Raw genomic sequence first — 11,912 nt, 5'->3', positions numbered from 1 at the left:
GGAGACATTGAATTGACAGAATCTACTCAAACCCCAAAACAAATTGTTGAAGTTCTGGATCAGTATATTATTGGTCAGGACGAAGCTAAGAAAGCCGTCGCCGTTGCCCTTCGAAATCGCTATCGGCGGATGCAGCTTTCTAAGGCAATGCAGGATGAAATTTCACCCAAAAATTTACTGATGATCGGCCCAACCGGTGTTGGTAAAACTGAAATTGCCCGTCGGTTGGCAAAAATTGTCAACGCGCCATTCGTGAAAGTTGAAGCAACTAAATTCACTGAAGTCGGCTATGTCGGTGGCGATGTTGAATCAATGGTCCGGGATTTGGTTGAAAATGCCATTCAGTTGGAACGCGAAGATGAATACAAGCAGGTTCGCGCCGATGCTGAAAAACAGGCGAACAATCAATTGGTCAAGCTGCTGGTTCCCGCTCAGAAAAAGAAAAACCGCCAAAATGACATGCAAAATCTGATGAACATGTTCACGCAAATGCAAAATGGGCAGACGCCAACGCCTGAAAATCAAGATGATCAAGAAGAGGTGACTGATGATATTCGGGAGAAACGAATGTCTGTATCTGATAAACTTCGGGCTGGATTACTTGAGAATGACCAGGTTGAAATTGAAATGGATGATCCTTCACAACAAGCTTCCGGACAAAATACCATGTTGAATCAGATGGGGATTGATTTAAATGATACCCTCTCTGGTCTGATGCCGAAGAAAAAGATTAAACGAACCGTTCCTGTTAGTGAAGCCCGGGAAATCTTAATTCGTCAGGCATCCGAAGAACTCGTTAATAAGGCTGATCTCTACCATAACGCAATTGTGCGCGCCGAAAACACTGGGATTATCTTCATTGATGAAATTGACAAGATTGCCCCCGGAAACACCAAAAATAGTGGCGAAGTTTCTCGTGAAGGCGTTCAACGGGACATTTTACCAATTGTTGAGGGCTCTCAAGTCAATACTAAGTACGGACCGGTCAATACCGACCACATGCTGTTTATTGGGTCAGGTGCCTTTGCTGAAAGTAAACCGTCTGATTTAATCCCTGAATTACAGGGACGCTTCCCAATTCGAGTTGAATTAAAGGACCTGACAAAGGATGACTTTGTCAGGATCTTGACTGAACCAACAAATTCGTTGACCAAGCAGTACATCGCGTTAATTGGTACTGACAATATTAAGGTGACGTTCACAATTGAAGCGGTTAATCGAATCGCTGAAATTGCCACCGAAGTTAACCACAATACCGATAACATTGGTGCCCGCCGGTTGCATACCATTCTTGAAAAACTACTGGAAGATATTCTATATGAAGGTCCAGACATGCAGATGGGTGACATTACGATCACTGAAAAATACGTTGATGATAAAGTTGGTAAATTGGCTGGAAATAAGGATCTTTCACGTTACATTCTCTAAACAATCATTAAGAGCGGTGGAGGCAGAATATGATAACCCTTAAGAATCGATATTTGACGGTTCTTGTAAATGAATTTGGTGCAGAACTAACCAGTGTCAAATCTTCAGACGGAACCGAATATATTTGGCAGGCAGACCCGGATTATTGGGGGCGGCACGCACCAATCCTATTTCCGATTGTCGGTCGTTTGAAGGATAATGAATACACTTATCAAGGGAAGCAATATGAAATGACTCAACACGGCTTTGCCCGTGATCAGGCGTTTCGAATTGTCGATCAAACTGATTCAGAAGTGACGCTGCAGCTTACCCAATCAGCGGCAACGCTAGTCAAGTATCCATTTGACTTCGTGTTAACGGTTTCGTTTAAGATCGTTGATCATGAACTGCGGGTTTCATTGAGTGTTAAAAATCCCGGTTCCCATGATCTATTGTTTTCAATTGGGGCTCATCCGGGTTTTAATGTTCCGTTACAATCTAATGATGGCGGGTTCGGGGACTACTTTGTGCGGGTTGCGCCCAAACAAATCTATCGCAGAATCCCATTAAAGCCCCCGTATAGCGATCCGAACGATCCAAAGGAGCTTGACCTTACCAAACCATTGACTCTGGATCATGAGCTTTTTAACAGTGATGCCCTGGTTCTAAGTCTTAATGGTCAGCAAACGACAGTGATGTTATCGAACACGTTGGACGATCACGGAATTGCGCTGTCCTTGAAGGACGCCCCCTACGTCGGAATTTGGTCGCCCTATCCCAAGCAGGCACCATTTGTGTGTATCGAACCCTGGTGGGGATTAGCTGATACCACCGACGCCACCGGTCAACTCGTGGATAAATTTGCCATCAATCGGCTAACTGGTGGACAAACGTTTAATTCCGGTTATCAAATCAGCTTCTTCTAGATTAGGTAATCGACTGATTCACAAAAAAACAGGAAACAAAAAAGCGGGCAATTCATAATCGAATCGCTCGCTTTTAACTGGTACCGTTCAAAAGCCTCCGAAAGGCTAAGATTGCTGATGGCGGGTCCGTAACGCGTTGCCAAGCCCAAACGGGACCATATTTTCGGTACCCTTGATAATCCGCTTAATATTGCCGCGATGGCGATAATAGATAAAGCCAGTCAGGATAACTGCCAAAATGAATAGGAAGGTATCATGGGTGAAGAAGATGGCAATCGTCACGCAAGGAAACGCGACAAGGCTAGCCAGGCTGACCATACTGGTCAAGAGGATCATGACGATCCAAACTCCGGCGGCAACGCCAAACATCAGTGGCTGGTAGGCTAAAAGCATTCCGGCACTGGTTGCGACTGCTTTTCCGCCCTTAAAATGGTCAAAAATTGAGAAGGTATGGCCTAAGATGGCCGCTAAACCAAATATCAAGGGAGAAATCCCGCTGATATGAAGCATGGACGGTAGGAGGGTCGCAACAGCGCCCTTTGAGATGTCCATGATCATCACGATGGATCCCGCAACGGGCCCCAAGATTCGGTAGGTGTTGGTCGTCCCAATATTACCTGATCCGTGACGCCGAATATCAATATGGAAAAAGACCTTACCAATCCAGACGCCACTTGGAATCGATCCAAGTAAATAAGCGATAACTAACGATAATATAATTTCGACAATACTAGAATTCATGCTCAACCCCACTATAATTGGTTTTATTAATTTAATGGTACCTCTAATATTAGCATGATAAATTCACTTCCGCCAACAAATTTCGTTTTCAAACCCGGGAAATTAGGTTATGATGAAGTAGATTGTTTTTAAAAAGGAGTCACGACGAAATGGTAAAACAGAAACAAAAATATGATGATTCCTCGATTCAAATTCTCGAAGGACTCGAGGCTGTTCGAAAACGTCCCGGTATGTACATTGGCTCAACGGATTACCGTGGGCTGCACCACTTAGTATATGAAATTGTGGATAATGCCGTTGATGAGGTATTAGCTGGTTATGGAGACGCAATTCAAATCACCATTCATAAAGACAATAGTATTACCGTCGTTGACCATGGACGTGGAATGCCCGTAGGAATGCATGCATCAGGCAAACCAACGCCGGAAGTTATTCTTACTCAGTTGCACGCTGGTGGTAAATTCGGCCAGGGTGGCTATAAAACCTCTGGAGGGCTTCACGGGGTTGGTGCCAGCGTGGTTAACGCGCTTTCTTCCTGGCTGAAGGTCATCATTGTCCGCGATGGTTATAAGTATGAAGAGGATTTCAAAGACGGTGGCCATCCGGTTGGAACCCTGCGAAAACTTGGAAAAACTCGCAGTCATAATGGGACAACCGTCAGTTTCAAACCAGATGCGACAATTTTCACCAGCACGGTTTACAATTTTTCAACGCTCTCAGAACGGCTCCGTGAGTCGGCTTTTCTGCTGAAGGGCACCAAGATCACCTTAACAGATGAGCGACCTGGTCAAGAACAGGAAGAAACTTACCATTACGAAGAAGGTATCAAGGAGTTTGTCCAATATCTGAACGAAGACAAGCATACATTGGGCGACGTCATGTACTTTGATGGTAAGAAAGATGGTGTCGAGGTTGAAGTTGCTGCTCAGTATAATGACGGCTATTCTGAAACCATGATGTCATTTGTTAACAACGTTCGAACCAAGGATGGCGGCACACACGAGGCTGGCCTTCGTAACGCATGGACCAAGGCGTTTAACGATTACGCGCGTAAGGTGGAACTTCTAAAGGAAAAGGATAAAAATCTTGAAGGCAGCGACGTTCGTGAAGGTTTATCGGTCGTTCTCTCACTTCGAATTCCTGAAGAGATTCTCCAGTTTGAAGGCCAAACTAAGGAAAAGCTTGGAACTCCTGAAGCACGTTCAATTGTCGACAGCGTGGTGAGTGAAAAATTAGGCTATTACTTGATGGAGAATGGTGAATTCGCGCAGATGCTGGTTCATAAAGCACTCAGAGCGAGACAGGCCCGGCAAGCCGCTAGAAAAGCTCGGGATGAAACCCGAAGTGGTAAGCGGCATAAAAAGCAGGAACGCCTGTTATCCGGTAAATTAACCCCAGCGCAATCGAAAGACCACAGCCGAAATGAACTTTTCCTTGTCGAAGGTGATTCTGCCGGCGGTTCGGCCAAACAGGGCCGAGACCGGAAATATCAAGCTATCTTACCGTTACGTGGTAAGGTGTTGAACACTGAACGGGCGAAATTGCCTGAAATCATGAAAAATGAAGAAATTAACACGATGATTTACTCAATTGGGGCCGGCGTTGGCGCTGATTTTAATATTGACGACGCTAACTACGATAAGATTATTATCATGACCGATGCCGATGATGATGGTGCCCATATTCAGATCCTGTTATTGACGTTCTTTTATAAATATATGCGACCGATGATTGAAAATGGTCGGGTCTTTATTGCGTTACCGCCACTTTACAAGCTTCAACGAGGATCTGGTAAGCGCGCCAAGATTCAGTATGCCTGGACCAATGAAGAGTTAGATAAAGTCTCGAAGAAGTTTGGCAAGGGATATAGCCTTCAACGTTTTAAAGGTTTGGGTGAAATGAATGCTGATCAATTGTGGGAAACGACGATGGATCCGGAAACCCGAACGCTGATTCGAGTTCGAATTGATGACGCCGCTTTGGCCGAACGACGGGTTACAACCCTGATGGGGGATAAAGTTGAGCCCCGTCGAAAATGGATTGAAAAAAATGTGAAATTTAACCTTGAAGAAGAGGGCAGCATCCTTGACAATACTGCTAAATAACAACCGGGGGGAATATTAAAGTGAGTAAAATTGAAAATTTAACCCTCGAAGAAGTCATGGGGGAACGATTCAGCCGCTATTCTCGTTCGATTATTCAAGAGCGGGCACTGCCTGACATCCGTGACGGTTTAAAGCCGGTTCAGCGACGAATCCTATACGCTATGAACAAGGATGGCAATACTTACGATAAAGCGTTTCGAAAGTCGGCCAAATCCGTTGGAAATGTGATGGGGAACTTTCATCCCCATGGCGACAGTTCAATTTATGAGGCCCTGGTTCGAATGAGTCAGAACTGGAAAGTTCGTGAACCACTCATTGAGATGCATGGGAATAATGGGTCAATGGACGGTGATCCGCCAGCTGCCATGCGATATACCGAAGCCCGCCTTAGTAAGATATCCACGGAAATGATGCGGGATATTGACAAAGACACGGTTGATTGGGTACTGAACTTTGACGACACCGAATATGAACCAACCGTTTTACCGTCACGGTTTCCTAACCTGCTTGTTAATGGGTCAACTGGAATTTCTGCTGGTTACGCGACGGATATTCCGCCGCATAATCTGGGAGAAGTCATCGATGCCGTTCTGTATTTGCAAAAGCACCCCAACGCAACGCTGGATGATCTGATGCAGTTTGTAAAGGGTCCCGATTTTCCAACCGGGGCAATCGTGCAGGGGATTGACGGTATCAGAAAAGCGTATGAAACCGGTCGTGGCAAAATTATGGTCCGCTCGCGAACTAGGATTGAACCTTTAAAGGGCAATAAGTCTCAGATCGTGGTAAGTGAGATTCCATATGAAGTTAACAAGGCCATGCTGGTCAAACGAATTGATGAGATCCGCTTGAACAAGAAGGTCGATGGCATCGCTGAAGTGCGTGATCAAAGTGATCGTGAAGGCTTAAGCGTTGTGATTGAATTAAAGCGGGACGTTGATGCCAATGGGATTTTGAATTACTTATTCAAAAATACCGATTTGCAAATTTCGTATAACTTCAATATGGTGGCAATCAGTGATATGCGGCCTGAACGATTAGGCTTAAAAAAGATTTTAACTGCCTATCTCGCCTTTCAACAGGAAGTCATTAAGAAACGAACCCAGTTTGACCTTCAGAAGGCATTGGATCGTCAACACATTGTTCAGGGATTAATTAAAGCTCTTTCAATTTTGGATGCCGTTATCAAGACGATTCGAGCAAGTAAAAATCGTAAGGATGCTCGCGATAATTTGGTGAAGGAATACGACTTTTCTGAAAAGCAGGCTGATGCGATCGTTGCCTTGCAGCTTTACCGGTTAACGAATACCGACGTCACCCAGCTCGAAAATGAAGCCAAGGCATTAGCTACCCAGATCGCCGAATTTCGGAACATTTTGGATAATCCAAAGGAACTAAACAACGTGCTTGCCAAAGAACTTCGAACAATTGCCAAAACCTATCGCAATCCTCGCCGAACCGAGATTCAAGCAAAAGTCGCCGCTATTAAAATTAATACCGACGTGATCATTCCTGATGAAGATGTTGTTGTGATGGTTAGTCATGATGGTTACATTAAACGGAGTAGCGTTCGTTCGTACAAGGCCTCTGGTGACGACAACGGGTTAAAAGATGAAGATTATCCGATTTTCTTAAAAGAAATGAACGCAAGAGACCATCTGTTTATGTTTACCAGTAAGGGAAATCTTATTTATCGTCCAGTCTTTGAGATTGCTGATGTAAAGTGGAAGGATACTGGTGAACATATTTCGCAGACAATTGGTTTGGATAATGATGAAGAGATCATTGGAACGTTTGCCTTTAATACGCTAAAAGCTCCCGGACAATTTTTAATTGCGACCGACGATGGTCATATTAAGCGAACAAGCTTAGCTGATCTGGCACCCGGGCGAACCTATAAAAAGCATGCTTATACGTTCGAAAAGCTTAAAGAGGATTCTGCTCGCGTTGTCGCTGTTAAATACTTACCTGACGGTAATCCAACTGGGAACTTATTATTAATCTCAAAGCGCGGTCTCGCACTGAGATATGAAATCAACGAGGTACCGGTAAACGGAGCTCGAACGACCGGAGTTAAATCGCAAAATCTAGGAGACGATGACATGGTTGTTAACCTACAGCTGATCTCTGACGACGCGGTCATCGGAATCATTACCCAACGAGGGGCATTTAAAAAGTTGGCGGTTTCAGAGATTCCAACAACGTCCCGAGCACGGAAGGGCGTCATGATCTTGCGCGAGCTTAAACATCATTCGCACCGAGTTGTTGACTTCACCGTTATTAGTTCTGATGAGCGACCATTAGAAGTTCTAACCGATCGTCAACGAGTACATGACATTCAACCATCTGAATTTTCACTTGGGGGTCGATATTCAAACGGATCGTTCGTGGTCGATATCGATACTGAAGGGACGCCAATTTCAATTCGTGAAAAGCCAGCTGAGCTGACAATTAATTAATTTAGTGGTTTCTGAGATTGAATGTTGTCGCGTTTAGAATTATAATTAATTGTAATAGTGAATATAAGTTATTGCATTGAATTCGGTGATATTTCGGCTTGTAGCTGCAGTGGATTCAATATGGTAAACTATTATTACTAAAGTTCACCGTAATCGTCATGATCACGGTTACATCATAAGGAGAGACTGAATGAAAACCACTCAGGAAAGCATTTTTTCGTCAAAAACATTATCGTATTTTCTTCAGTTGGCTGATACAATGAATTACACTCAGGCTGCCCAGATTTTGGGAATTACCCAGCCGGCATTGACCCAACAAATCAAGAAATTAGAGCGAACAGTGGAAACGCCACTGTTTTATTCGGTTGGCAAGAAGTTACGGTTGACCGATGCGGGCTATATCATGCTTAAAACCACCCACAAAATCTATGATTTGCTGAACGATGCCACCGATGAAATCCAACAGGCAACCAGCTCAACCAATGGTGAAATCAATCTTGGCATCCTAGCCTCAATTGAAACCAAAGTGTTTGAAGATTTTGCTCTCGAGCTATATCGGGAAAATCCAGATTTGGTCATTAATTTTCACATGTTAACCCGAAAAGAAATTTGGGAAAGCCTGGAAAATAATAAAATTGATCTGGCAATTATGTATTTGCCGGATGAATCTATCAAAAATTGGAAACCATATAGTACCAAGAACATTATTTCGGATGATTTGCTTCTAATTCATCACAATTCCGACCTATCTAAGAAAAAGAAGGTTCGTCTAAAGGACGTTAACGACCGGCCGTGGGTCATGTATCCTCAAGATTATTATTTGAATCAGACCCTGCGAGAAACCTTCAAAAATCAGATGGTCGATTTCCCAACTGCGGCAGCGCGATATACAATGCCTGAGCAAATTCTGAAGTTTGCAATTAACACTGGCACCAATACGGCACTACCAAAGTCATATATGGTCAACATTAATTTAAAGGATTTAACGACTGAGGACATTTTTGTATCGGAGTTTGATCCCAAAATTAAGTTTGACTTGAAATTTGTTTATCGCAAAAATAAAAACGACATTCCAAGAATTGGCCGGTTCTTATCCAAATTTGATGAGTACCTGTCAACCAAGGATTATTTGTCGCGATTGGCCGATTAAGTGGATTAAGGAATAAAGGAGATTATGCAAAATGAGTAAAGAATTAGTTTTTGGTCACCAAAATCCGGACACAGATGCAATTGTTGCAGCTAAGGCTTTTTCATATCTTCAAAATAAGTTAGGTTACGATACTGAAGCCGTTGCTTTAGGGAATCCAAATCCTGAAACCAACTTCGTGTTAAATTATTTTGATGAACCAACACCCCGGGTTATCAAGACTGCCAGCAATGAGGTGGATTCCGTTATGCTGGTTGACCATAATGAATTTCAGCAGAGTGTCAGTGACATTAAGGACGTCACCATCACCCACGTTGTGGATCATCACCGAATTTCAAATTTCCAAACTGAACAACCCCTGTTCTATCGCGCTGAACCATTGGGCTGCTGCAGCACGGTGATTGTTAAAATGTTCGATGAGAATAAGATCGAGATTCCGGCCCAGTTAGCTGGTCTCATGCTATCAGCGATCATCTCTGACACTTTGCTTTTAAAGTCACCAACTACCACTGATCAAGACAAAATCGCCGTGAAGACGCTTGCCGAAATTGCTGACATCGACTATGAGAAGTACGGCATTGAAATGCTGAAAGCAGGCACTAACGTTGCGGCAAAAAGTGATCAGGAGCTGATTGATTCGGATGCCAAGTCATTCACAATGGGTGGCAAGAGTGTTCGGATTGATCAAATTAATGTCGTTGACTTTGAAGATATTGACAATCGTAAGGACGATATCAAGAATGCAATGACTAAGGAAGCTGCCGACAAGAATTATGATCTGTTCTTAGTGCTAGTGACAAATGTTTTGAATAGTGATTCTAAGCTGCTGGCAGTTGGCGAACCACTGGATGCCGTTGAGAAAGCCTTCAATGCTAAATTTGCTAACGACACAATGCCGCTACCCGGAGTTGTTTCCCGGAAGAAGCAAGTTGTACCACCATTAACCGATGCATTGAGCTAATGGTTTAAATCTGAAAAGTTAAAAGACTAATTTGCCTTACCTAAAGGTGATTTGTCGGGGTTGGGACAAAACGAAAAATTTTGCACCGGCCCTTTTTCATTTCAAATGACCTTCAGTTGACTTGGTGAGTAACGATATGAGCTCGTTATTAGTGGCCCCGTTGATCCAGACAATGGGGCACCTGCGCAAATGCGAATAAGGAATCAACCCGCAATCAGTTCAATTTTTTCAACCATATTGGTTTACATCTTTTGGTGATCCGCCTATAATGACAAAAGTGGTTAAATTGTGCACAATTTAGTTTGATGGAGGGGTCAAAATGGCTGATAAAAAAGATTTGAAACAACGATTAACGCCTGAACAATACGCGGTTACGCAACACGCCGCAACTGAAGCGCCATTTAGCGGCCAATATGATGACTTTTATCAGGACGGCATTTACGTTGATGTCGTGAGTGGTGAACCATTATTTTCTTCAGCAGATAAGTATGATGCCGGCTGTGGGTGGCCATCCTTTACGAAGCCCATTGATTCATCCCAGGTCACTAAAAACTTAGATTTATCGCACGGAATGATTCGTGAAGAAGTCTTAAGTAATCACGCGCAGTCTCATTTAGGCCATGTTTTTCCAGACGGTCCCAAAGACGCGGGTGGGCAACGTTATTGCATCAACTCAGCTGCGTTAAAATTTATTCCTGCAGATCAACTAGCTGCTCAAGGATATGAAAAGTACGCGGCATTATTTAAAAAATGATTGATATAGACTAAGAGAGGTGTCATGAATGGAAGATACAGCAATTTTTGCTGGGGGTTGTTTCTGGTGTATGGTCAAGCCGTTTGACACAATGCCTGGCATCGACAAGGTTGTTTCAGGTTACACCGGTGGTCACGTTGCCAACCCAACCTACGAACAGGTTAGCAGCCATACGACCGGGCACACTGAAGCCGTTAAAATCACGTTTAATCCTGAGATCATTAGCTACAAACAATTGGTTCAAATTTACTGGCAACAGACCGACCCAACGGATGCAATGGGACAATTTCAAGACCGTGGTGACAACTATCGACCGGTCATCTTCGTGAAGGATGCCGAACAGCGAAAAGTTGCAGAAGCATCGAAAGCTGAGCTTCAGAAGAATGGTTTGTTTGATAAGCCAATTGTGACTCAGATTGAGGATGCAAAACCATTCTATCCTGCCGAAGAAGAACACCAACAGTTTTACAAGAAGAATCCGTTCCGTTATCAATTGGAAGAGGCTGGCGGTCGCGACCAATTTATTAAAGACCACTGGAAATCCTCACAACCAGAGAAATAAGGTTGTTTCTTTAGTGATTGTTGTTCATTGATTTCGTGAACGTCTTTTCTACCTGTTATGAAAACTATCAATATCAATTGACCGGGGATTACTTACCGGTCTTTTTTGTTATTTCAGCCGTTACTTGATAAAATTTGTGAAACATTTCCTTTAGCGAGCGGAATAGCCTATAATGGACTAATAAATCAAATTGATTGACTGGTTATTGGACACTTGGCCGGCGATAATTCACAGGAGTTGAGCGAATAATGGACCGCAAAGATCGAGTTAAACTGTTGAGCGATTTAGTTAAAATAAATACGATTGGCGGGCGTGAAGAAGCGACTGCCAAATTTTTATCACACTATTTGGAAGGTTACGGGATTCACGGAAAAACGATTGAAGTCGAGCCGGGGCGGTTCAATTTAGTTGCCGAAATTGGTAACTTAGTGAGCCCCGTTGTTGTGCTGACGGGGCATCAGGACGTCGTAGACATTGGTGATCGGTCCAAATGGCTTCATAGCCCGTTGGGAGCCGAAGTGATCGGTGATCGTATGTACGGCCGTGGCACCAGTGATATGAAAGCTGGGTTAGCTGCCGAAGTGATCACAATGATTGAATTAAAAGAGGCGGGCCAGCCAATTAACGGGACCATTCGGCTGCTCGTTACAATTGGTGAAGAGTCCAGTACGGTGAACCATATGCAGGGCGCCCAATATTTCGCCGAACACGGTTATTTAGACGATGTTGATGCGGCAATTGTCGCAGAACCCAGCGGTGAACCGCTTGATTGGTTAACCCAGGATACGCCGCTTAACCCGTTCAAGTTTTCTGCCGACCAAATTAGGGTCCGTCTGAAAACTTTATTTCA

At 43.7% G+C, this 11,912-nt stretch carries 10 protein-coding genes; 9 read left to right on the top strand and 1 reads right to left on the bottom strand.

Annotation, left to right across the window (positions count from 1 at the left end):
* The first annotated feature begins 12 nt into the window (after positions 1–12).
* Together hslU and FD47_RS03515 are read left to right on the top strand one after the other, a co-directional pair.
* Positions 13–1,428, top strand: coding sequence for an ATP-dependent protease ATPase subunit HslU (gene hslU, locus FD47_RS03520; RefSeq protein WP_054733158.1), 1,416 nt, complete (start codon positions 13–15; stop codon positions 1,426–1,428).
* 29 nt (positions 1,429–1,457) lie between these two features.
* Positions 1,458–2,333, top strand: a complete 876-nt coding sequence (locus FD47_RS03515) for an aldose 1-epimerase family protein (protein WP_054733162.1) — start codon at positions 1,458–1,460, stop codon at positions 2,331–2,333.
* A 105-nt stretch (positions 2,334–2,438) separates the two neighbouring features.
* On the opposite strand, the gene plsY is transcribed toward FD47_RS03515, so the two are convergent.
* A complete protein-coding gene (gene plsY / locus FD47_RS03510) occupies positions 2,439–3,074 on the bottom strand; it encodes a glycerol-3-phosphate 1-O-acyltransferase PlsY (protein WP_054733165.1) in 636 nt (211 codons plus the stop codon).
* Positions 3,075–3,223: 149 nt separating this feature from the next.
* Here plsY and parE point away from each other — a divergent pair, with 149 nt between their 5' ends.
* From parE to FD47_RS03475, 7 genes are all read left to right on the top strand, one after another.
* Complete coding sequence (parE, locus tag FD47_RS03505; RefSeq protein ID WP_054733168.1) at positions 3,224–5,179, top strand: DNA topoisomerase IV subunit B; 1,956 nt, start codon at positions 3,224–3,226, stop codon at positions 5,177–5,179.
* A gap of 20 nt (positions 5,180–5,199) precedes the next feature.
* Complete coding sequence (gene parC, locus FD47_RS03500; RefSeq protein ID WP_054733172.1) at positions 5,200–7,638, top strand: DNA topoisomerase IV subunit A; 2,439 nt, start codon at positions 5,200–5,202, stop codon at positions 7,636–7,638.
* A gap of 190 nt (positions 7,639–7,828) precedes the next feature.
* Positions 7,829–8,788: a LysR family transcriptional regulator gene (locus FD47_RS03495; protein ID WP_056980051.1), complete on the top strand. Its 960-nt coding sequence runs from the start codon at positions 7,829–7,831 to the stop codon at positions 8,786–8,788.
* A gap of 31 nt (positions 8,789–8,819) precedes the next feature.
* Complete coding sequence (locus FD47_RS03490) at positions 8,820–9,746, top strand: manganese-dependent inorganic pyrophosphatase (protein ID WP_054733175.1); 927 nt, start codon at positions 8,820–8,822, stop codon at positions 9,744–9,746.
* A gap of 319 nt (positions 9,747–10,065) precedes the next feature.
* A complete protein-coding gene (gene msrB / locus FD47_RS03485) occupies positions 10,066–10,500 on the top strand; it encodes a peptide-methionine (R)-S-oxide reductase MsrB (protein ID WP_054733178.1) in 435 nt (144 codons plus the stop codon).
* Between the two features lie 28 nt (positions 10,501–10,528).
* A complete protein-coding gene (msrA, locus tag FD47_RS03480; protein WP_054733180.1) occupies positions 10,529–11,062 on the top strand; it encodes a peptide-methionine (S)-S-oxide reductase MsrA in 534 nt (177 codons plus the stop codon).
* A 248-nt stretch (positions 11,063–11,310) separates the two neighbouring features.
* On the top strand, positions 11,311–11,912 hold a 602-nt coding region (locus FD47_RS03475; RefSeq protein ID WP_156404141.1), incomplete at its 3' end, for a M20/M25/M40 family metallo-hydrolase.

Origin of the sequence: Lentilactobacillus parafarraginis DSM 18390 = JCM 14109, assembly GCF_001435895.1 — a bacterium.
Taxonomy (GTDB): domain Bacteria; phylum Bacillota; class Bacilli; order Lactobacillales; family Lactobacillaceae; genus Lentilactobacillus; species Lentilactobacillus parafarraginis.
Note: the sequence above shows the minus strand (reverse complement) of the source record. Positions and strands in the feature narration are given on the sequence as shown.

What these genes read in the sequence shown, in the direction of transcription:
- FD47_RS03515 (WP_054733162.1), top strand. Translation starts at nt 1,458, where the DNA reads ATGATAACCCTTAAGAATCGATATTTGACGGTTCTTGTAAATGAATTT.
- plsY (WP_054733165.1), bottom strand. Translation starts at nt 3,074, where the DNA reads ATGAATTCTAGTATTGTCGAAATTATATTATCGTTAGTTATCGCTTAT.
- parE (WP_054733168.1), top strand. Translation starts at nt 3,224, where the DNA reads ATGGTAAAACAGAAACAAAAATATGATGATTCCTCGATTCAAATTCTC.
- FD47_RS03495 (WP_056980051.1), top strand. Translation starts at nt 7,829, where the DNA reads ATGAAAACCACTCAGGAAAGCATTTTTTCGTCAAAAACATTATCGTAT.
- FD47_RS03490 (WP_054733175.1), top strand. Translation starts at nt 8,820, where the DNA reads ATGAGTAAAGAATTAGTTTTTGGTCACCAAAATCCGGACACAGATGCA.
- msrB (WP_054733178.1), top strand. Translation starts at nt 10,066, where the DNA reads ATGGCTGATAAAAAAGATTTGAAACAACGATTAACGCCTGAACAATAC.
- msrA (WP_054733180.1), top strand. Translation starts at nt 10,529, where the DNA reads ATGGAAGATACAGCAATTTTTGCTGGGGGTTGTTTCTGGTGTATGGTC.